This is a genomic window from Streptomyces europaeiscabiei (genome assembly GCF_001550375.1).
GTDB classification, from domain to species: Bacteria; Actinomycetota; Actinomycetes; order Streptomycetales; family Streptomycetaceae; genus Streptomyces; species Streptomyces europaeiscabiei.
The window spans coordinates 1-21566 of sequence record NZ_LRTR01000287.1 but is presented as its reverse complement, the minus strand read 5'-3'; the positions used below and the strand labels follow the sequence as shown (position 1 = coordinate 21566).

General features: G+C 71.1%; 16 protein-coding genes and 3 tRNA genes. 9 read left to right on the top strand and 10 right to left on the bottom strand.

The features are described from left to right. Nucleotides 1–30: 30 nt before the first annotated feature. Together AWZ10_RS14010 and AWZ10_RS14005 are read right to left on the bottom strand one after the other, a co-directional pair. On the bottom strand, nt 31–828 hold the full coding sequence (locus AWZ10_RS14010) for a maleylpyruvate isomerase family mycothiol-dependent enzyme (protein ID WP_046708670.1): 798 nt from the start codon (nt 826–828) through the stop codon (nt 31–33). Nucleotides 829–923: 95 nt separating this feature from the next. Beyond that, complete coding sequence (locus tag AWZ10_RS14005) at nt 924–2849, bottom strand: galactose oxidase early set domain-containing protein (protein WP_078935675.1); 1926 nt, start codon at nt 2847–2849, stop codon at nt 924–926. A gap of 230 nt (nt 2850–3079) precedes the next feature. Between AWZ10_RS14005 and AWZ10_RS52925 the strand changes: the two genes are divergently transcribed. Continuing rightward, complete coding sequence (locus AWZ10_RS52925) at nt 3080–5359, top strand: Dyp-type peroxidase (RefSeq protein ID WP_052769741.1); 2280 nt, start codon at nt 3080–3082, stop codon at nt 5357–5359. Between the two features lie 284 nt (nt 5360–5643). Here the strand turns inward: AWZ10_RS52925 and AWZ10_RS55075 are convergent, their stop codons facing one another. From AWZ10_RS55075 to purS, 4 genes are read right to left on the bottom strand one after another with little or no spacing between them, the layout of a single operon-like run. After that, the gene (locus tag AWZ10_RS55075; protein ID WP_279616626.1) at nt 5644–6033 is read right to left on the bottom strand and encodes a Scr1 family TA system antitoxin-like transcriptional regulator; all 390 of its coding nucleotides are present in this window, start codon (nt 6031–6033) and stop codon (nt 5644–5646) included. Then, complete coding sequence (purL, locus tag AWZ10_RS13990) at nt 5930–8188, bottom strand: phosphoribosylformylglycinamidine synthase subunit PurL (protein ID WP_060891205.1); 2259 nt, start codon at nt 8186–8188, stop codon at nt 5930–5932. Before purL ends, AWZ10_RS55075 begins: the two co-directional genes overlap by 104 nt. Then, nucleotides 8185–8889 (bottom strand): phosphoribosylformylglycinamidine synthase subunit PurQ, encoded by a 705-nt coding sequence (gene purQ / locus AWZ10_RS13985; protein WP_046709551.1) that lies wholly within the window; start codon nt 8887–8889, stop codon nt 8185–8187. Before purQ ends, purL begins: the two co-directional genes overlap by 4 nt. Continuing rightward, complete coding sequence (gene purS, locus AWZ10_RS13980; protein ID WP_005482678.1) at nt 8886–9149, bottom strand: phosphoribosylformylglycinamidine synthase subunit PurS; 264 nt, start codon at nt 9147–9149, stop codon at nt 8886–8888. Before purS ends, purQ begins: the two co-directional genes overlap by 4 nt. A 341-nt stretch (nt 9150–9490) precedes the next feature. Between purS and AWZ10_RS13975 the strand changes: the two genes are divergently transcribed. The 8 genes from AWZ10_RS13975 to AWZ10_RS13940 all read left to right on the top strand — a co-directional run bounded on the left by AWZ10_RS13975 (nt 9491) and on the right by AWZ10_RS13940 (nt 14339). Then, complete coding sequence (locus AWZ10_RS13975) at nt 9491–9808, top strand: histone-like nucleoid-structuring protein Lsr2 (protein WP_037689353.1); 318 nt, start codon at nt 9491–9493, stop codon at nt 9806–9808. Between the two features lie 160 nt (nt 9809–9968). Then, nucleotides 9969–10040 (top strand) — tRNA-Gly (locus AWZ10_RS13970). Nucleotides 10041–10119: 79 nt separating this feature from the next. After that, a tRNA-Gly gene (locus tag AWZ10_RS13965) sits at nt 10120–10192 on the top strand. A gap of 173 nt (nt 10193–10365) precedes the next feature. Beyond that, complete coding sequence (locus tag AWZ10_RS13960) at nt 10366–11421, top strand: ABC transporter ATP-binding protein (protein WP_060891204.1); 1056 nt, start codon at nt 10366–10368, stop codon at nt 11419–11421. Next, complete coding sequence (locus tag AWZ10_RS13955) at nt 11418–12257, top strand: ABC transporter permease (RefSeq protein WP_079104359.1); 840 nt, start codon at nt 11418–11420, stop codon at nt 12255–12257. The genes AWZ10_RS13960 and AWZ10_RS13955 overlap by 4 nt, the downstream gene beginning before the upstream one ends. A 13-nt stretch (nt 12258–12270) precedes the next feature. After that, nucleotides 12271–13605, top strand: coding sequence for a sensor histidine kinase (locus AWZ10_RS13950; protein ID WP_046709548.1), 1335 nt, complete (start codon nt 12271–12273; stop codon nt 13603–13605). Further along, nucleotides 13602–14243 (top strand): response regulator transcription factor, encoded by a 642-nt coding sequence (locus tag AWZ10_RS13945; RefSeq protein WP_046709547.1) that lies wholly within the window; start codon nt 13602–13604, stop codon nt 14241–14243. Before AWZ10_RS13950 ends, AWZ10_RS13945 begins: the two co-directional genes overlap by 4 nt. 23 nt (nt 14244–14266) lie before the next feature. Continuing rightward, nucleotides 14267–14339, top strand: a tRNA-Gly gene (locus tag AWZ10_RS13940). Between the two features lie 261 nt (nt 14340–14600). Here AWZ10_RS13940 and AWZ10_RS13935 read toward each other — a convergent pair. From AWZ10_RS13935 to purD, 4 genes are all read right to left on the bottom strand, one after another. Next, complete coding sequence (locus tag AWZ10_RS13935; protein ID WP_046709546.1) at nt 14601–15500, bottom strand: phosphoribosylaminoimidazolesuccinocarboxamide synthase; 900 nt, start codon at nt 15498–15500, stop codon at nt 14601–14603. 85 nt (nt 15501–15585) lie between these two features. Next, nucleotides 15586–17091 (bottom strand): N,N-dimethylformamidase beta subunit family domain-containing protein, encoded by a 1506-nt coding sequence (locus AWZ10_RS13930; RefSeq protein ID WP_060891202.1) that lies wholly within the window; start codon nt 17089–17091, stop codon nt 15586–15588. 383 nt (nt 17092–17474) lie between these two features. Next, on the bottom strand, nt 17475–19616 hold the full coding sequence (locus tag AWZ10_RS13925; protein ID WP_060891201.1) for a hypothetical protein: 2142 nt from the start codon (nt 19614–19616) through the stop codon (nt 17475–17477). Nucleotides 19617–20075: 459 nt separating this feature from the next. Beyond that, nucleotides 20076–21326: a phosphoribosylamine--glycine ligase gene (gene purD, locus AWZ10_RS13920; RefSeq protein ID WP_046708742.1), complete on the bottom strand. Its 1251-nt coding sequence runs from the start codon at nt 21324–21326 to the stop codon at nt 20076–20078. Nucleotides 21327–21566: the final 240 nt, after the last annotated feature.

Genomic DNA, 21566 nt, shown 5'->3' with positions numbered 1-21566 from the left:
GGTGGTTCCACCGGGATTTCCGGGTCCGGATCAGCTCATCAGGGGCAGCAGGGCGCCCAGATCGGCCCGTTCGCCGCTCGCGCTGACCTTCGCCGCGTCCAGGGCGGCGGCCCACTCCAGGCGGCCGGTGGCGAGACGGATCCAGGTCAGCGGGTCGGTCTCGACGACGTTGGGCGGGGTGCCCCGGGTGTGCCTGGGCCCCTCCACGCACTGCACGACGGCGTACGGCGGGATCCGCACCTCCGTCGACCCGCCGGGCACCCGCGCGGCGAGCGTGTCGGCGAGCAGCCGTACACAGGTGGCGAGGGCGTGCCGGTCGTACGGGATGTCGAGGCCGGGGACGGCGGCGTTCAGGTCGTCGGTGTGGACGACGAGTTCGATGGTGCGGGTGAGGAGGTAGCCGTCGAGCGCCATGCCGCCGGCGCGGGTGTCGACGACCCGGTCGCGCGGGGCGGCCGCGAGCCCCTCGGTGATCCGCTGCTCCACCCCCGCGTAGAGGGCGACGACGTCGGGGTGGGCCTCGGCCAGGCCGCGGCTGCCCTCGGCGATGGCACCGGCGTACGCGGCGGTGGCGGAGGCGTAGTCCAGGGGGTTCAGCTCGGCCTTCGGGGGCTCGGGCCGTTCCAGGGCCCGGCTGACGCTCTCGACGGCCATGGTGAGGTGCGCGGCCAGGTCCCGTACGGTCCACTCCCCGAGCCGGGTCGGCAGCGCGAGCTGCTCGGCGGTGAGGGTGCCCACGGCTTCCCGTACGTTCCCGAACTGGGCCAGGACGGCGGTGCGGGTCTTGGCGGGGTCGTAGGTACGGGGGCGTTTCCTGGCCGGAGGCATGGTGGGAAGCGTAGTTGGAGCCGCGCCCGGCGGAGGGCATGTCGCTGCGGCCCGCGGTCCGGGACGGCGGGCCGCAACGATGCGCCGGTGTGGCGTCAGGGGGTCTGGCCGCCCGAGGTGGGCTTGAGCTGGACCCAGCCCGCGTTGCTCGGGGCTCCCTCCTCGTTCAGCAGGAAGACCATGTAGTAGCCGGGTGGGGCGGCGGCGGCCGAGGGCGGTGCCTGGAGCTCGATGAAGTTGCCGGAGCGGCTCTTGATCCGCAGGTCCAGGTGGCGCTGGCTGGTGTTGACCGAGTGGGTCGCGGTGGTCGGGGCGAGCAGCACCGCACGGGTCACGTCGGCGGCGGTGCTGCTGCTGACGGTGATCCGCTCGTTGTAGCCGACCGAAGGGTTGAAGACCATGCCGAGGTTGGGGCGGCCGCTCTGGTGCAGGTAGGCCGGCTCGTAGATCTCGATGCTGCCGTTCATGTCGTCGTCGATGTTCGGGTCGTTGGCGAGCTGCTGCAGTTCGTCACCGGTCACCATCACCCGGCCGTCGGGGAGCACCACCGCGTTGGAGTGGTAGCCGCGCGGCAGCCGCTGGGCGGGGCCGAGCTTCCAGTTGCCGTTCGCGTCCCGGAGTTCGGTCTGGCGGTACTTCAGGTCGGCGTTCGGGTTGTACGGCCCGTTGCCGTAGTCGCGGATGTCGAAGGCGCCGTTCACGGTGAGCAGGGTGGCGTCCGGGAGCAGCAGGGTGTTGTCCTGGGTGCGGCCGAAGGCGCGCGGCTTCTCCTTGCTCCACTGGCCGCCGACCAGCTGGTAGGTGTTCGGGTCGTCCCGGTCGCCGCCGAGCACCAGCACCGAGTCCGGGCCGCGGAAGCCGGCCGGGAGCGGGACGGCCGAACCGTAGTTACGTCCGATGCCGTTCGGGGGGACCATGGCGCCCGGCGCGTGCGGGACGTCCGGGCGGGCCGGAAGGTCACTTCTGGTCTCGGTGTTGATGTCGAACGTCCACTGCTGGTCGGGGTTGCGGCCGAGCCCGTAGATCTTGCCGTCGCGCAACGAGAACAGGTGCGGGTAGTCGCGCTTGAACGGTGCGTCCGCCCGGAACCTGCCGACGGACCAGCCTTCCGGCTTGTCGGTCCTGGCCACCGGCACCGACTTGTCGAGCGCGGGGAAGCGCTCGACGATCGAGGTCGGCGTGCCCCAGCCCAGCTCGGACTGGCCGGACATGATGAGCTGTCGGCCGTCCATCCCGGTCACCACGCTCGGGTACCAGCGGCCGACCGCCATGTCCTGGTTCTGGTACCAGACCTCCTGCCAGGGGTCGAAGACCAGCGAGAGTTTGGCCCCGGTGCCGCCGTTGCCGCCCAGGTTGCCGCCGAAGACACCGAGCATGCCGTTGGGCAGGAAGGAGTGCCCGGCGCAGAAGAACGGCGCGGGGCGTGGCTGGTTGAGCCCGTCCGGCATGTTGACCGTCGGCGGGGTGACCTTGGTGAAGGCGTTCGGGCCGGTGCCCTTGGCCGGGTCCCAGAGGTAGGCCCGCCCCGCGTTCTCCTTGCCGATGGTGTCGGTCGGCGCGGGTTCCTTCTGCGGGTTCTTCTCGACCCGCTCGAACGAGAACAGCAGCACCTTGCCGGTGGGCAGCTGGGCGATGTGCGCGGCGAAGTCGGGGGACGGGAAGTACTCCCGGAACCGCCCGGACTCACTCGGTTCGAAGCCCGTGTTGGCGGCGGCCTGGGACTCACCCAGCGCCTTGAGGCGTGCGGTGCGGGTGGTCTGCGGGTAGTCGCCGAGCGCCGCCAGCATCCTCCTGGTGTGGGCGTGCTCCTCGGCGTGCTCCTCGCCGAGGGCCGCGGCCTCGTCCGGATCGGTCTTCACCGGCGCCCTGGCGGAGGTGTCGGCGGTCCGGTCGTGGTCATGGTCGGTGCCATGGGCGATGGCCGGCCCGGTCACTCCGACGGTCAGTGCGGAGGTGGTGCAGACCGCCAGTGCGGCCGCGAGCAGCCACCGGGGGACGGTCGAGGGGTTACCGCGGGACATGGAACTCCTAGCGAAACTGGGATCGATGACATGGGCCGGCCGATGGGCCGACACAACGTCACCCAGTGTTGATTCGCCACGACTGGCTGTCGTTTCCGAGCGGGCAGCCGGGTGAGCCGGTCCGGCTGGTTCGCCCAGTCAGGTCAGCCCGGAGCGCAGCCCGTCGACTTGCGAGCACATGCTGTAGTTATATGACTACTTAATGTGACACTGTGTCATCGGGAGACGAGATGCCGACTGAGCTGAAGCTGCGGGAGAGCGAGGACATCCAGGGCGATGTCCTCGCGGGTTTCAAGAAGGACCAGATGGCCCTGCTCTTCCTCAAGTTCGAGGACGCGGCAAGGGCGAGGACGTGGGTACGGCAGCTCGAACCGCAGATCTCCACCACCAAACAGGTCGCCACCTTCAACGCGGCGTTCCGCAGGGCCAGGCAGGCCTCGGGCGGCGACGATCCGCAGAAGCTGAGAGCGACCTGGATGAACGTCAGCTTCACCCACGAGGGCATCCGGCAACTGATCGGCAAGGACCCGCTGCCCAGCACGCGATCGGGCGGCACGCTGGAGGCATTCAAGGACGGCTCGAACAAGCGTGCGCTGGGTGACGTCGGCGACAGCTCGCCGGAGAACTGGCTGTTCGGCAACGGCAAGGGCCAGACCGTGCACGCGGTACTGACCGTCGCCTCGGACACCGTCCAGGACCTGCAGGCTGCCGTCACCGCGCAACGCGAGGCAACCGCCCAGGCCAAGATCGTGATCGTGTTCCAGCAGAACGGCGCGACCCTGACCGGCTCCCGCCGCGGCAAGGAGCACTTCGGCTTCAAGGACGGCGTGAGCGAGCCGGCCGTGATCGGCTTCGACGAGCCGGACCCGGAGCGGCCCGAGTACGAGAAGGGCAAGCCCGGCACCCGGCTGATCCCGGCGGGCGAGTTCGTGATCGGGCATCCGAGGATCGGCGGTATCACCTACGACGAGATGCCGGACTGGACGGTGAACGGCAGCTTCCACGTGGTGCGTCGGCTGGCCCAGGACGTACCCGGTTGGTGGGCCCAGATCTCCGCCCAGCTCAAGGTCCTGAAGAAGGCCAAGGTGGTGCCGCAGGAGGCCACCCCCGAGTGGCTGGCCGCCCGGGTGGTCGGCCGCTGGCGCTCGGGCACTCCCGTGGCCAAGTGCCCGAACGCGGACCGGCCGGGCAACGCGGAGGCCGGTGCGGACAACGACTTCGGCTTCAAGAACGATCCGGAGGGCTTCGTCACCCCGCTCTTCTCCCACCTGCGCAAGACCAACCCCCGGGACGGCCTGCAGGAGAAACCCGGCGCCGATCCGTTCCCGGAGAACCCGGTGATGGACCGTCGGCGGATCATGCGCCGGGGCTCCCCGTACGGCGCGCCCTTCGACCCTGCCTCGGAGGGGCCCGGCGGGCCCGACGACCCACGCGGGCTGCTCTTCGTGAGCTACCAGTCCGACCTCGTCGAGCAGTTCGAGTTCATCCAGAAGGCCTGGATCAACGACCCGGACTTTCCCCCGGGCCGGACGAACAAGCCCGGCCCCGACCCGGACGTCGGCCCGACCGGCACCGTGACGTACGAATCGCCCGGCGCCTCCACCAAGCTGACGTTCAACCAGTTCGTGACCACCGAGGGCTCGGTGTACGGCTTCGCGCCCTCGCTGACCACGCTCCGGCTGCTCGGCGAGGGACGGCTGACCGACAAGCTGCCCAGCACCGTCCGGCCCACCGACGCCTTCCTGGCCGTCCCGGACCTCTACCGCCAGGGCGGCAGGAGCTGGTACTGGGCATACGGAACGGGCAGCTCGGGCCCCGTCGCCCGCACCGTCTCGATCGCCGAGGGCAACGAACACAGCGACAAGCTGGAGCGGCCCGACCGGCCGCTCTCCACCTGGCCGCAGCTCTACAGCGGGGTCGGCCGCGTGGACGCGGTGCTCCCGGTGCCGGACGAGCAGCGGATCGACGGGCGCAGCCGGTTCTGGCTGTTCCACACCACCGAGGGCCGCCAGGTCTATCGGCTGATCTCGATCAACGACCGGGCCGAGTCGGGCCTGCCGCCGGACCAGGCGGGCACGGTCGACCGGGGGGACCGGGCGATCACGGCCTGGACCTCGTTCAACGGCATCGAGCAGGTGGACGCGTTCCTGCCCGTGCCGGACTGGAGCGGCGAGTTCCGGAACAACGGCAGGAGCTGGTACTGGGTCTTCCACACCCTCATGGGCCAGCAGGTCTACCGACTGATCTCGATCGCCGACGGCAAGGCGCACACCGACGTGATCGAGCGCGGCGACCGTTCACTGTCGCTCTGGCAGTCGCTGGCCGGGATCGACAAGGTCGACGAGTTCCTGGCCGTGCCGGACATGCAAATGATCAACGGCTTCAGCCTGTTCTGGGTCTTCCACCAGGACAGGTACCGGATCATCTCGATCAAGAGCGGTGCCGGACACCCGGACCAGGAGTCGGTCGGCGACCGGCCACTGACGCTCTGGACGTCGCTGACGAGCTGACCCGGCCGACCCAGCGGCCGGCTGCCGCTCACCCGCCCGTACGGACCGCCGGGTCCGTTTGGGCGGTTTTGACATGGCCGAGGAAGGCGGTGAAGGCCTGGGGTGCGAGGGCGGGAGCGAGAGCGAGGAGCGGGGCCGGTGGGGTGCTTGGAGTCGCGGACGGCTATGAGGGTGGGTGGGGAGGAGGACGGCTGATTCGAGGCAACTGCCGCCCGTTTGATCACTCTACGAGGACTTGAACCAAGCGCCCCCGTCAGCCAGTTCGGGTGCGCTGCGGTGTGTGCTCATGGCTCCGACTCTCGTGCCGCCCGCTTCAGGAAATCGAACGTCTCCCTGTGTCCGCCGGCCTCGGCCCGCATGGCGTCGCACCGGCGCCGGTACGCCCAGATCTCTGTGTCCTTGTCCGTGACGCTCACCGAAGGTGGTTCCGCCAGGTGCTCGTACTGCTCCCTCATCACCTCGGGGCCGCCATAGACCCGTCGCAGCACGGCCTCACCTGGCAGGACGCGAGGAAGCCCCGCCCGGAAGCATCGATCCGGGCGGGGCTCCGTCGTACGAACAAGGGGCTGTCTACGCCAGCAGCGCCGGGATCGTGGCCTCGTGGGCCGTGCGCAGCTCCTCCAGGGGGAGGGTGAACTCGCCCTGGATCTCCACCGAGTCGCCGTCGACGACACCGATGCGCGTGGCCGGCAGGCCCCGCGCGCCGCACATGTCGTTGAAGCGGAGTTCCTCGGAGCGGGGGACGGCCACGACGGCGCGGCCGGCCGACTCCGAGAGGAGGAAGGTGAACGCGTCCAGGCCGTCCGGGACGATCAGGCGCGCGCCCTTGCCGCCGAGCAGGGCCGACTCCACGACCGCCTGGATCAGGCCGCCGTCGGAGAGGTCGTGCGCGGAGTCGATCATGCCGTCGCGGGACGCGGAGATCAGGATCTCGGCCAGCAGGCGCTCGCGCTCCAGGTCGACCTGCGGGGGCAGACCGCCGAGGTGGTCGTGGACGACCTGGGACCAGGCCGAGCCGCCGAACTCCTCATGGGTGTCGCCGAGCAGGTAGATCAGCTGGCCCTCCTCCTGGAAGGCGACCGGCGTGCGCCGGGCCACGTCGTCGATGACGCCCAGGACCGCGACGACCGGGGTGGGGTGGATGGCCACCTCGCCCGTCTGGTTGTAGAGGGAGACGTTGCCGCCGGTCACCGGGGTGCCCAGCTGCTGGCAGGCGTCCGCGAGACCGCGTACGGCCTCCGCGAACTGCCACATGACCGCCGGGTCCTCCGGCGAGCCGAAGTTCAGGCAGTCGGAGACGGCGAGGGGCTTGGCGCCGGTGGTGGCGACGTTGCGGTACGCCTCCGCCAGGGCCAGCTGGGCGCCGTGGTACGGGTCCAGCTTCGCGTAGCGGCCGTTGCCGTCCGTGGCGATGGCGACGCCCAGGCCGGTCGACTCGTCGACGCGGATCATGCCCGAGTCCTCGGGCTGGGCCAGCACCGTGTTGCCCTGCACGAAGTGGTCGTACTGGGAAGTGATCCAGGACTTGGAGGCCTGGTTCGGGGACGCCACCAGCGCCAGGACCTGCTGCTTCAGTTCTTCCGAAGTCGCGGGCCTGGGCAGCTTGTTCGCGTCGTCCGCCTGGAGGGCGTCCTGCCAGTCGGGGCGGGCGTACGGGCGCTCGTAGACCGGGCCGTCGTGCGCGACCGTGCGCGGGTCGACGTCGACGATCTTGCCGCCGTGCCAGTAGATCTCCAACCGGTCGCCGTCGGTGACCTCGCCGATCACCGTGGCGATGACGTCCCACTTGTCGCAGATCTCGAGGAAGCGGGCGACCTGCTCCGGCTCCACGACCGCGCACATGCGTTCCTGCGACTCGCTCATGAGGATTTCCTCGGGCGAGAGGGTCGAGTCGCGGAGCGGGACGTCGTCCAGGGTCACGCGCATGCCGCCGGAGCCGTTCGACGCCAGCTCGGACGTGGCGCAGGACAGGCCTGCCGCGCCGAGGTCCTGGATGCCGACGACCAGCTTCTCCTTGAACGCCTCCAGGGTGCACTCGATGAGGAGCTTCTCCTGGAAGGGGTCGCCGACCTGGACGGCGGGACGCTTGGAGGGCTTGGCGTCGTCGAAGGTCTCGGAGGCGAGGATGGAGGCGCCGCCGATCCCGTCGCCGCCGGTACGGGCCCCGTAGAGGATGACCTTGTTGCCGGCGCCGGAAGCCTTCGCGAGGTGGATGTCCTCGTGCCGCATGACACCGATGGCACCGGCGTTGACCAGCGGGTTTCCCTGGTAGCAGGCGTCGAAGACGACCTCGCCGCCGATGTTCGGCAGGCCCAGACAGTTGCCGTAGCCGCCGATGCCGGCGACGACGCCCGGGAGGACGCGCTTGGTGTCCGGGTGGTCGGCCGCACCGAAGCGGAGCGGGTCGACGACGGCGACCGGGCGGGCGCCCATCGCGATGATGTCGCGGACGATGCCGCCGACACCCGTGGCCGCGCCCTGGTAGGGCTCGACGTACGACGGGTGGTTGTGCGACTCGACCTTGAAGGTGACCGCGTAGCCCTGGCCGACGTCGACGACGCCGGCGTTCTCGCCGATGCCGACGAGCAGGGCGTCGGACTGCGGGGCCTTCTCGCCGAACTGGCGGAGGTGGACCTTGGAGGACTTGTACGAGCAGTGCTCGGACCACATGACGGAGTACATGGCGAGCTCGGCGCCGGTCGGGCGGCGGCCGAGGATCTCCACCACCCGCTCGTACTCGTCCTTCTTCAGGCCAAGTTCGGCCCAGGGCAGCTCGACGTCGGGGGTCGCGGCCGCGTGCTCGACCGTGTCCAGAGGCGTCCGGCTCATACGTTGACCAGCTTCTTGAGGATCGAGGTGAAGAAGGGGAGGCCGTCGGTGCGACCGGTGCCGATCAGCGGCTCCACGGCGTGCTCCGGGTGCGGCATGAGGCCCACGACGTTCCCGGCCTCGTTCGAGATGCCGGCGATGTCGCGGAGGGAACCGTTCGGGTTGCCGCATCCATCAGTGGCTTCGCCACGGACCACGTAGCGGAAGACGACCCGGCCCTCCGCCTCCAGCATGTCGAGCGTGTGCTCGTCGGCGACGTACCGGCCGTCCATGTTCTTCAGCGGAATGTGGATTTCCTGGCCGGCCGTGTAGTCGGTCGTCCAGGCGGTCTCCGCGTTCTCCACCCGCAGCTTCTGGTCGCGGCAGATGAAGTGGAGGTGGTCGTTGCCGAGCATCGCGCCGGGGAGCAGATGGGCCTCGGTGAGGATCTGGAAGCCGTTGCAGATGCCGAGGACCGGCAGTCCGGCCTTCGCCTGCTCGATGACCGTCTCCATCACCGGCGAGAAACGCGCGATGGCTCCGGCCCGCAGATAGTCACCGTAGGAAAAACCGCCGCACAGCACCACGGCGTCGACCTGGTGGAGGTCCTTGTCCTTGTGCCAGAGAGCGACCGGTTCGGCACCGGCGAGCCTGATCGCACGCTGCGTGTCCCGGTCGTCGAGGCTGCCGGGAAAGGTGACGACGCCAATACGAGCGGTCACTTTCCCGCCTCCGCGACTTCCTCGACCTTGACGGTGAAGTCCTCGATCACGGTGTTGGCGAGGAACGATTCCGCCAGTTCATGGATGCGGGCGAGCGCGGCGTCGTCCACCGGTCCGTCAACTTCCAGTTCGAATCGCTTTCCCTGACGTACGTCGGAGACGCCCTCGAAACCGAGGCGCGGCAGCGCGCGCTGCACCGCCTGGCCCTGGGGGTCGAGGATCTCCGGCTTGAGCATGACGTCGACTACGACGCGTGCCACTGGCACTCCCGGTGTGTGGTGCTGAGCAGGTTCCTTCAGACTACCCGTACAAAATTTCTACGCGGGTAGATTCGTAGGAAACTACAGGGCTTCCCAGTGACAGCGGTCACGATCCGGTATCGAGCGATCACCCTCGCGAAAACTTCTGGGAAAGATCCCGGATCCCTATTGCGCGAGGGACACGCGGGCGGATTAAGTCTGTCTTCACAATGTAATGCTGGGCACTGTACAAATGAATTGGCAATAGCCGATACTTTGCCCAAATAACAGCCGGACAGCCGACATCTTCCCGACGTCAGGGCACGTCGACGGAGAGATGTCGCACGAAGGGACCGATATTCGTGGCGCAGCGTGTCGTGGTCACTCTCTCCGACGACATCGACGGCTCGGAAGCGGCGGAGACGATCGCCTTCGGACTCGACGGCAAGTCGTACGAGATCGACCTGAACGAAGCCAATGCCAAGAAACTGCGTAAGGCGCTCGCGCCCTACGTCGACGCCGGCCGCAAGCGGTCGAGGTCGGGCCAGACGTACAAGCAGACCCAGGTCGCGCCGGACCCGGCGGCCGTCCGCGCCTGGGCCCAGGCCAACAAGCTGGACGTCCCCGCGCGCGGCCGGATCCCCAAGAGGGTCTACGAGGCGTTCGCCGAGGCACAGTAGGCGTACCCCCTTCGGCCGGTCCTCAGGGTTCGTCAGCGGGCCCCGGGGACGGCCGACTTGGACCCCGGGGACAACCGACTTGCGTTGCCCCCGGGCGGATCGGCTAGAGTCTGGAGCACGCCGAGGGGCAAGGCCGAAAGGCCCGGCTCACCGGAGTCACGCGGGTGTAGTTCAGTAGTAGAACATCCCCCTTCCAGGGGGAAGGCGCAGTGTGCAATTCCTGTCACCCGCTCTGGATCACTTACCGACCACTGTTGTGGATCAGGTAAAGTAGTCCTCGCGCCGATCGGTGGGAGCCGGTCGGAGGCAATGCGGACGTAGCTCAGTTGGTAGAGCGCAACCTTGCCAAGGTTGAGGTCGCCAGTTCGAACCTGGTCGTCCGCTCGTGAAAGAAGGCCCCGGTTCTATGGACCGGGGCCTTCTTCGTGTTCCGACTCCCGTGTTCCGGCGCCCGTGTTCACGACTCCCAGGTTCAAGACCCCGCATCTGACATTTGTCATGCCGAGTGATGACACCGCGCACTGCTCTCCGGTCCTTGCCAACGGGACGCTGAAGACATGAAAACGAACGGGCACGACGGCGTGAGCACTCACGATCACGAGAACGTGATCGAGGTCACCGACCTGCGACGCGTGTACGGGGGCGGTTTCGAGGCCGTGCGGGGGATCACCTTCTCCGTCGGCCGGGGGGAACTCTTCGCGCTCCTCGGCACCAACGGCGCGGGCAAGACATCGACGGTCGAACTGCTGGAGGGACTCGCGCCGCCGTCCGGCGGCCGGGTGCGGGTCCTCGGTCACGACCCCCACGGGGAGCGCGCGGCCGTACGCCCCCGCATCGGCGTGATGCTGCAGGAAGGCGGCTTCCCCTCCGAACTGACCGTCGCGGAGACGGTACGGATGTGGGCCGGCTGCACCAGCGGGGCGCGGCCCGTCGGGGAGGCGTTGGAGATCGTCGGCCTCGGGCGGCGGGCCGACGTACGGGTCAAGCAGTTGTCCGGGGGTGAGAAGCGTCGCCTCGACCTGGCGCTCGCGCTCCTCGGGCGCCCCGAGGTCCTCTTCCTGGACGAGCCGACGACCGGGCTCGACGCGGAGGGTCGCCAGGACACGTGGGAGCTGGTCCGGGAGTTGCGCGACGGGGGTACGACCGTGCTGCTCACCACGCACTACCTGGAGGAGGCGGAGGACCTGGCCGACCGGCTCGCCATCCTCCACGAGGGCACCGTCGCCGCGACCGGCACCCCGGCCGAGGTGACCGCCTCCCAGCCGTCCCGCATCTCCTTCGAACTGCCCGCCGGGTACTTCCTGGGCGACCTGCCGCCGCTGGGCGAACTGGGCGTCACCGGGCACGAGGAGCACGACCGCGTGGTGGTGCTGCGTACGAACGAACTCCAGCGGGCGGCCACCGGACTGCTGCTGTGGGCCGAGCGGACGCGGGTCGAGCTCCGGCGCCTGGAGGTGCGGTCGGCCTCGTTGGAGGAGGCGTTCCTGCGGATCGCCCGGGAGTCGGCGGAGGCGACGCGTGCCGGTACGGAATCCCGTACGGACGCGGGCTCACGTACGGGCAAGGGATCGCGTACGGGCAAGGGATCGCGCAAGGACGGGGTGGCGGCATGAGCACGACCACAGGTACGGATACGGGTACGGGTGCCTCGACGGGCGCCGGTGCGGCGCCGGTCGTCACAGCCGGGACGACCCGCAGGAGCCGGATGACGGCGCTCGCCCGCGCCGAGCTGACGCTGCTGGGGCGGAGCCGGGCCACGCTGTTCACGGCGCTGTTCGTGCCGCTGCTGCTGCCGCTCAGTGTGCGGACGGCGACGGACGAGATGGACCTGGGCGAAGCGGGGCTGAGCGTCGGGACGGTCATGCTCCCCGCCGCCATCGGCTTCTCGCTGCTCTTCGCGGTCTACACCGCCCTGACCAACATCTACGTCGTACGCCGCGAGGAACTCGTCCTGAAACGGCTGCGGACCGGTGAGCTGCGCGACCCGGAGATCCTGGTCGGGGCCGCGCTGCCCGCCGCCGGCATCGGGCTCGGACAGTGCGTGCTCCTCGCGATCGGCTGCACGGTCCTGCTCGACGTCGGGGCGCCGCCCGCGCCGCACCTGGCCGTGCTGGGGGTGCTGCTGGGCGTCGTTCTGTGCGTGGCCCTGGCGGCGGTCACCGCGAGCCTCAGCCGTACCGCCGAGAGCGCGCAGGTCACCAGCCTGCCGCTGATGCTCGTGTCCCTGCTCGGGTCGGGCATCACCGTGCCGCTCGAAGTACTGCCCGACCGCGTGGCGTCCGTCTGCGAACTGCTGCCGCTCAGCCCTGTGATCACGCTGGTGCGCGGCGGCTGGACCGGCGACCTGTCCGCGTACGACGCCCTGGGCGCCCTCGCCACCGCGCTGGCCTGGACCGTGCTCGCGGTGTTTGCTGTACAGCGGTGGTTCCGCTGGGAACCGCGCCGATGAGGGGGGTTGGGCCATGAAGGGGCCGGGGGCTTGGTGGCGGACGAAGAGCACACCGGCGAAGGTGGAGACGTACACGCGGTGGTCGTTCCAGACCTTCCCGTTGATCGAGGTCGGCGGGTTCGGGATACCGCTCTTCGGCCAGATACCCCTGCGGTACGCGGGCTGGGTCTTCGCCCTGGTGACCGTGCACGGCGCGCTCTGCTCGGTCGCGGTCTCCCGGGCGCTCGACTGGGTGCGCGGCCGCCGTGAGCAGCCCGTACACCTGCTCTGGACCATCGGGGTCGTCACCGCGCTGGTCGGCTGCGTGGCGATGGTGCTCGCCAACAGCGCGTCCCTCGGGGACAACGCCAGTGCGGCGCTGTTCGCGACGTTCGGGGGCGTGCTGATCTTCGGCGTCGGTACCATCGCGCTCGGTGTCCGCAGCCGCCGTCGCCTGGCGACCGTGATCGTGGCCTTCGCCACGGGCGGCGGGGCGTCGGCCCTCGGCGCCGGGGCCGGTGGGAGCTCCGCACTGGCGGCCCTGGTGGTGGTGCTGATCGGCACCACCTCCCTCGCCCTCACCTCCGTCTTCTCCGTCTGGCTCCTCACGGCCGTCTACGAACTCGCCGACGCCCGCGAGACCCGCGCACGGCTCGCGGTCGCCGAGGAGCGGCTCCGCTTCGGGCGCGACCTGCACGACGTGATCGGCCGCAACCTCGCGGTCATCGCCCTGAAGAGCGAGCTGGCCGTCCAGCTGGCCCGCCGGGAACGGCCCGAGGCCGTCGAGCAGATGATCGAGGTCCAGCGGATCGCGCAGGAGTCGCAGCGCGAGGTACGGGATGTCGTACGCGGCTACCGGGAGGCCGACCTCGGGGTCGAACTCTCCGGTGCGCGGGGCGTACTGGCGGCGGCCGGCATCACCTGCTCGGTCGACGGGGCGGACACCGCCGGGCTGCCCGGCGAGGTGCAGTCCGCGCTCGCCTGGGTGGTGCGGGAAGGGACGACGAACGTGCTCCGGCACGGTAACGCCGTGCGGTGCACGGTGGTGTTGATGGTGACGGAGGGGCAGGCGGTGCTGACCGTGGAGAACGACGGGATACGGGCGGCCGGTGCGGAGGAGGACGCAGGGCGTTCCGTCGGCGCCGGGTCCGGGCTCGCCGGGCTGCGGGAGCGGCTGGCGGTGGTGGACGGGACGCTGGAGGCGGGGCCGGTGGGCGAAGAGGTGTTCCGGGTGGTGGCGCGGGTGCCGCTGCCCTCTGTGGAGTCGGCGTCCGCCGAGAACTCGGGCTCGGCTTCCACGGCGGGCTCGGCCGCGAGGGGTACGTCGGCCGCGGTCGGCCAGGCGGTCGTACGAGGGGCCGCGTCATGACGGGCGTACCGGAGGCGGCGGCGGACGGGCGGCCCGTGCGGCTGTTGCTCGCCGACGACGAGCATCTGATCCGGGGGGCGCTGGCCGCGTTGCTGGGGTTGGAGGACGACCTGGTGGTGGTCGCGCAGGCGGCGAGCGGCCCGGAGGCGCTGGCGATGGCGATGGCGCACAAGCCGGATGTGGCCGTGCTGGACCTGCAGATGCCGGGGGCGGACGGTGTGAGGGTCGCCACATCGCTGCGGGCCGAACTGCCGGGCTGCCGCGTGCTGATCGTCACCGGTCACGGTCGGCCGGGGCATCTCAAGCGGGCGCTGGCGGCAGGTGTGCGCGGGTTCGTCCCCAAGACCGTCAGCGCACAACGGCTCGCGGAGATCATCCGGGCCGTCCACGCGGGGAACCGTTATGTGGATCCGGAGTTGGCCGCCGACGCGATCTCCTCCGGCGACTCCCCGCTCACCGCGCGGGAGGCCGAGGTCCTGGAACTCGCCGCCGACGGGGCACCCGTCACGGAGATCGCCGAGCGGGCCGCGCTGTCCCAGGGGACTGTCCGGAACTATCTGTCGTCGGCCGTGTCCAAGCTCGGGGTGGAGAACCGGCACGCGGCGGTGCGTCTCGCACGGGAGCGAGGTTGGGTATAGTAGGCCTCGCGCCACGGCGCAGCGCGGACGTAGCTCAGTTGGTAGAGCGCAACCTTGCCAAGGTTGAGGTCGCCAGTTCGAACCTGGTCGTCCGCTCGTGAAAGAAGGCCCTGGTCCAGTGGACCGGGGCCTTCTTCGTCCTCCCTGGTGCCACGGCCGGCAGCGTTTGCCCGTGGAGGCGTTTGCCCGTGAAGTGGCGGCGTCCGGTGTGTGCTCTCGGCGTGCCGGCCGAAGGCCCTTGTACTGGATGTACTCGGGTCTTCGGCCGGTGCGGCGAGTGGCGGCACCTCCCACGTCCTCAAGGCAGTGGGAAGCGTGCCGGGCGTCGCGACGGGGCGAAGGTCGCCTGCCGCGGCACTAGCGCCAGCCCGTGCCCGTCAGACGCTCGTACGCCTCCACGTACTTGGCGCGGGTCGCGGCGACGATCTCCTCGGGCAGCGGCGGCGGGGGCTGCTCGCTCGCGCGGTCCCAGCCGGAGGCGTCCGAGGTCAGCCAGTCGCGGACGAACTGCTTGTCGAAGGACTGCTGGGCACGGCCCGGCTCCCACAGGTCGGCCGGCCAGAAGCGGGACGAGTCCGGGGTGAGGACCTCGTCGGCGAGGACCAGGATGTCGCCCTCGAAGCCGAACTCGAACTTGGTGTCGGCCAGGATGATGCCCCGGTCACGGGCGATGTCCCGGGCGCGGCCGTACACGGCGAGAGTCGTCTGGCGCAGCTGGGCGGCGGTCTCCGCGCCGACCTGGCGGGCGACCTCCTCGTACGACACGTTCTCGTCGTGCTCGCCGACGGCGGCCTTGGTGGCCGGGGTGAAGATCGGCGCGGGCAGCTCCGAGCCGTCGACCAGGCCCTCGGGGAGGGCGAGGCCGCAGACCGTACGGCTCTCGCGGTACTCGACGAGGCCCGAGCCGGTGAGGTAGCCGCGGGCCACGGCCTCCACCGGGACCATCTTGAGCGACTTGCAGATCAGGGTGCGGCCCGCCCAGTCGGCGGGGGCACCCGGCGGGAGTTCGGTGCTCAGGACGTGGTTCGGGACCAGGTCGGCGAGCTGGTCGAACCACCAGAGGGACAGCTGCGTGAGGACGCGCCCCTTGTCGGGGATCTCCGTCGGCAGTACCCAGTCGAACGCGGACGTTCGGTCGCTGGCGACCATCACGAGGTCGCCCGCCTCGTTCTGGTACAGCTCGCGCACCTTGCCGGTGTGCAGATGCACCAGGCCCGGAACCTGGATCGGCTCGGGCTTTTCTACGAATCCGGACACGGTTCCTCCCCGTGGTGATGTCCAAGTGGCTCGATTCTCCCGTACGCGGGCAACCGATCTTGGCCAGGGGTTGCGCTCACTGGGCTCAGTCGCGTTTGCAGATGCGGTCCAGGAGGTTTGCGGTGGCCCGCTGGACCCGGGTGTCTACGTGGCCCGGACGGTCCAGGGCCGGGGACCAGGCGAACGTTCCGGATGCGAAGACCCAGGCGCCGGAGGGGGCCCGGTACAGGGACGTCTCCTGATGGCGGAGGGCGTCGCCGCTGTCCCGGTACGGGGAGTGGGCGAGGAGGATGCGGCCCTGGTGCTCGGGGAGCGGGGTGCGCGGGAAGTAGCGGTCGGCCTCGCCGGCGACCATGCCTGCCAGCTCGTCGTTCTCGTGGGCGCCGGTCGCGTCCCAGAGCCAGTGGTCGGCGTTGCGCACGACCAGGGGGTGTGGTTCGGGGACCCGGCCCTCGTACTGGATGCCCATCAACTGCTGCTCGGGGCGGTCGATCTCGCGCCACAGTGCGGGTTTGCCGGGGCCCCGGCGTTTTCGGCAGGTGAGGAGGCGGTCGGGGACACCTGACGGGGACGGGCCCAGCTCCACCTGCCAGTACATGGTGTTGGAGGAGAGGAAGACCAGCGAGGTGCCGCTGTCACGGGCGAGTTCGGTGGTGCGGCGCATCTGCGGCGACCAGTACTCGTCGTGGCCCGGGAAGACCAGCCCCCGGTAGCGGCTGGGGTCGACGCGGCCGGAGTGCAGGTCGCGGGCGTCGGCGTAGGCGAGGTCGTAGCCGTAGCGCTCGGCCCAGCGGATGAAGTCGTAGGCGTGGCCGACGTGGAGAGGGAGGCCGGCGCCGGCGTACGGACGGTCGAAGGAGACGGTCGTCGCGGCGTCGGACTCGCCGAGCAGCCGGCCGTCCTCGTCCCAGGCGTGGTAGAGGCTGGCGCCGGTGCGGCCGTCCTCCGGGTACAGGTTGTACGCCTGCCAGGTGATGTCCGGGAGCAGGAGCAGCAGGTCGGCCGGGCGGTCGTCGCGGATGGTGAACGGCACGTGGGAGCGGTAGCCGTCGGCGGTGGTCAGGACCGCCACGTACGCGCCGACGTTCCAGTAGCTCGGGATCTGCAGCCGCCAGGAGAGCCACCAGTGGTGACAGGAGACCGTGCGGTCGGCCGTGAGGGGCGGGGGCTGGACGATGCCGGACAGGCGGGGGCTGGTGGTGATCTTCGCCGCGCCGTCGCCGCTGAAGTGGCCGATGCGGTAGATGTCGACGCCGAATTCCTGGGGCGGGTCCACGGTGATGTGGAAGTCGATGGACTGGCCGGGAGCGGCCGCTCCGGTCGCCGTGAACCCCTTGATCTGGCGGTGCACGTCGTCGGCGGAGCGAGGGCCCGGCGGGGTACGGGGGGCGGGGACGCGGGCGCCTTTGGCCGGTGCGCGGGGCTCGGGCGGGCCGGGCTCCACATACCAGGGGACCACGTGGCCGGTGTCGTCGAAGTACGTCACATTGCCCCGCAGCCAGGGCACCGGGCCCTGACCGAAAGGGTCCGTCACGGCGTGGGCGAGGGCGCCCGATTCCCAACGGCGGATCTGGTGGTGCTCCGAGCCCATGAGTTCTCCCCTCCCTCGTCCCCCGCGAGCTGTCGCAAGCCCTTGCTACGTACGCGATCGGTCCCAGCACATCACATTACGCACGCGCTCCGTCACCGTTCGTCGCGAATCGGCAAGAGTGGAACGGTGTGATCCGGATGGGGAGTTGGGAGAGCCGGGGTGAGCCGGGGGGCCGGGTGTGGGTGATCGGCGGTGGTCGTGGGGTGTTGTGGCTGGTCGGGACGGCACTGGACGAGACGGACGGCACTGCACGGGACCGGACGGTCGAGGCGGGGTGGTCGGGTCGGCCGGGCTGGTGGTCTGGGCCGGCCGGGCTGGCGGGCGGTGGCGGCCGGGCTGGTGGGCGGTGGCGGCCGGGCTGGTGGGCTGGTGGGCGGTGGCGGTCAGACCAGGCGGACCGGTTTCTCCGGGCGGACCCCGAGGCGGCTGAGCCAGTCGCGCAGGGGGGCGGGGTCGCCGTCCTCCACGAGGGTCAGGACGCGGGGGGCGAGGTCGGCCGCCCGTACGCCGTCGACGAGGAGGGAGGGGCCGTCCAGCCAGTCCAGGCCCGGGGTCGCGCCCGCGGTGTCCATCGCCGCGCAGCAGACCATCGCGGCGACGTGCTCCGTCAGCAGCTCGCGGCCCGTGCGGGGCGGCTGCATGGGGAACAGCGGCAGCAGCCCGTCGTCCCACAGCGCCCGGTCCGGCCCCTGCGTCTCGGCTCCACCGGCCGCGGTGGTCACGGCGGCCGGGGCCGCCTCCTCCTCCCGCGCCAGCTCGGCGGTCAACGCGACGGCGAGAGCGGCGGACCGGGCGTTGGCGAGACCGGGTTCGTCACCGTCGTCGCCGTCGCCGCAGTCATGGCCGTCGACGCCGTCACGGCCGTCACCGTCACCGTCATCGTCGCCGTCGCCGTCGCCGTCGCCGTCGTCACGAAGGGATATGTGGTGCCCGTCCGGCTCGTGGGCCGGGTTGTGCTCGTGCCCCGGCTTTCGGCCTTGAGGGGCTTCGGGAAGCGGCTCGGGGGTGGCGGGGGCTTCGGGAAGCGGCTGGCCGGCGGCTTCGGTGCCCGGCTCGGGGCCTTCGGCGGTTCGCGGGCGCGGCTCGCTGTCGGCGGGGGCGCCCGGGGCGAGGGGCGGGGTGGTCAGGTGGTTCAGTACGCGGGAGAGGGTGGGGCCGCCGAGGGCCGGGCCGGTCGGGTCGGTGGTGCGGTCGCTCGTCGTGTGGCGGACGCCCAGGGTGTCGAGGACGCGGTGGAGGCGGGCCGCGTCGGTGCGCCATTTACGGTCGACGACCTCGTCCGGGTACTCGTGCCAGTCGACCGGGGACCAGTCGGGGCCGGACTCGGCGGGGCCGCCGTGGAAGAGGCGGGCGGCGAGGAGGGACGTGGCCTCGTCGACCGTGCCGGGCTCTTCGAGGAGGTCGCAGGCGGGGCGCTCGCCCAGGCGGGAGGCGAAGCCCTCGGCGAGACGGTCGCGGCGGGACAGCTCCGTGAGCGCGGCGACGACACCCGCGTCCAGGCGGGACGGCCAGCGGCCCATCCGCCACGCGGGCAGCGCGACCCGGGTGAGGAGACGGTCCCAGCCCGCGTAGGCCAGGCCGACCTGCTCCTGCGCGACGATCCGCAGACCGTAGTCCACAGCCTGTGCGCGCTCGGCCGCCGCCGCGGCGACCCCGCGCTCCATCTCGGCCGCGTGCCCCCGGCAGCCGCGCAGGAGCAGCCGGGTGACCCAGCCGACACCGGCCAGCACCGTACGGACGACCGGGCCGCGCGTCGGGGCCGAGCTGACGGCCACGGCGGCGTCCAGCCCGCGCACGAAGCGACGGGCCGCGGCTATGTCCGGGTGCGCCGACGGTCCCGTACCCGCGACGACCGGTGCCAGCACCGCTCGTAGCTCACCGACCCGCATCCACCACAGGAAGGGCGAGCCGATGACGAGCACGGGGGCGACGGGCGCACGGTGCCGCCCGTGGGAGGAGAGTCCTGGCTCCGGACCGGACTGCAGACGGGACTGCGGTCCGGACAACGATCCGCCGGCACCCGCCATCTCGTCGGCCCGCTCGCCACCGGGGCCGCCCACCGCGTCGGCCCCGTCGGTCGAGGAGTGGGTGGGCCGGGGCGTGGCGGGCGGGTTGTGGGAGGGGTGGGTGCGGTCCTCCAGCCAGCTGTCGCAGTCCGGGGTGAGCGCTATCGCGGAGGGGGGCGGGACGTCGAGGCGGTCGGCCAGGTCGCGGACCAGGCGGTAGAGATCGGGCGCGGACGCCTCGGTGACCGGCACCGTGGGGCTCACGGCGGGCCTGGAGCGGGCGACGACGAGCGCGATGCCCGCGGCGGCCAGCAGCACGACGACGGCGAGGCCGGACACGACCCGGCTCGCCAGGGACCAGCCCGCGCCGGTCAGACGGCCGGTCGACCCACCGACCAGCAGGACGACGGCGACCGCCGCGGGCAGCACTGCCACGGCCAGCGCCCTGCTGCGGACACGCAGCACGGCGAGAGCCCGGGCGCGCGCGGCCTGCACGCCCGCCTCCTCACCACCTGCCATACCGGTCACGGCCCGACGTCACCCCCTGCTGTCCCGTGCGGCGCACACCGCGACGCCTGCGACGACTGCTCGTCACAGTGGCCATCGCCGAATGCCCTGACGTTGCTCACTCCCCCACTGTGGCACCGCCCACCGACATCGCAATGCCGGTGGGCCAAGTGCCGGAACACTTGCGCCGCACCCTAGTTGGGGCCCCGGCCGCCGTCAGCCGGATAGGCCATCGCTCACTCGATGGAATGGCTTTGGGGAGAGGTGAATGACGCTGGGCAAGGATCGGGCCCCGGATTCCGGCGGATTTTCCAGGGGTTCCTGGGGGTCTCCGTGGGATTCCGGGGCCTGGGGTTCGTACCCGTTGCTGGTGCTTCGCATGCGGATGTCGCGAAGGGGGCGGATGCGTATGGATGCGTGGAGATGCGTGCGGAAGGGCGCGAGGGGCGTGGAAAGCCGGCCGTCAGTCGGTCACGCCTCGGCCGCCGCCTTCGCCGCGATGTCCGCACGGTGCTGGGAGCCGTCGAGGCCGATGCGGGCGACGGCGGTGTAGGCCCGGTCGCGGGCCTCGGTGAGGTCCTTGCCGGTCGCCGTGACGGAGAGGACGCGGCCGCCGGCGCTGACGACGTCGTCACCGGCGCGCTTGGTGCCGGCGTGCAGGACGTACGCGTGCGGGGCGTCCACGGCGGCGACCTCGTCGAGGCCCGTGATGGGGTCGCCGGTGCGCGGCGTGCCCGGGTAGTTGTGCGAGGCCACGACCACGGTGACGGCCGCGTCGCCGCTCCACCGGAGGGGTTCGAGGTCGCCGAGCGTGCCGTTGGCGGCTGCGAGCAGGACACCGGCCAGCGGGGTCTTGAGGCGGGCGAGGACGACCTGGGTCTCCGGGTCACCGAACCGCGCGTTGAACTCGATCACCCGTACGCCTCGGCCGGTGATCGCCAGGCCCGCGTAGAGCAGACCGGAGAACGGGGTGCCGCGACGCCGCATCTCGTCGACCGTCGGCTGCAGCACGGTCTCCAGGACCTCGTCGACCAGCTTCGGGTCGGCCCACGGGAGCGGCGAGTACGCACCCATGCCGCCGGTGTTGGGGCCCTCGTCGCCGTCGAGCGCGCGCTTGAAGTCCTGCGCGGGCTGGAGCGGGACGACGGTCACACCGTCGGTGATGGCGAAGAGGGAGACCTCGGGGCCGTCCAGGAACTCCTCGATGACGACCCGGCCGCAGGCGAGCGCGTGCTCACGGGCCTCGGCGAGGTCCGCCGTCACGACGACGCCCTTGCCGGCCGCGAGCCCGTCGTCCTTCACGACGTACGGCGCGCCGAAGGCGTCCAGCGCCTCGTCGATCTCCTCGGCTGTGGTGCAGACGTACGACCGCGCGGTGGGCACGCCGGCCCCGGCCATGACCTCCTTGGCGAAGGCCTTGGAGCCCTCCAGTTGCGCGGCCTCACCGGACGGACCGAACACCGGGATGCCCGCCGCGCGCACGGCGTCGGCGACACCCGCGACCAGCGGGGCCTCCGGCCCCACGATCACCAGGTCGGCCTCCAGCCGCGTGGCCAGCGCGGTCACGGCGGCGCCGTCGAGCGCGTCGACCGGGTGCGACTCGGCCACCTCCGCGGTGCCCGCGTTGCCGGGCGCGCAGTGGACGGTGACATCGGAGTCGAGGGACAGCGAACGGCACAGCGCGTGCTCACGGGCACCGGTACCAATGACGAGGACCTTCACGGTGTCAGCCTAGCCGCAGGGGGCGGGTGGCTTTGTGGGGGCTTCCGAAGAGTGGGACGGCAGGGGTTTGTCGGATCGCACGAAGGTGACGTGGAGTACGGGGTGGGGAGGGGTGCGGGGAGGGCGCGGGGGCGCTGGGGCTGGTGTGGGGTGGTGTGGCGAACCGGGCGTCGGCGCCGCGGTGGTCAACCCTCGACTGCGCTCCTGCGGGTGGCGGGGCCGGCCGAGCCGGGGCGGAGT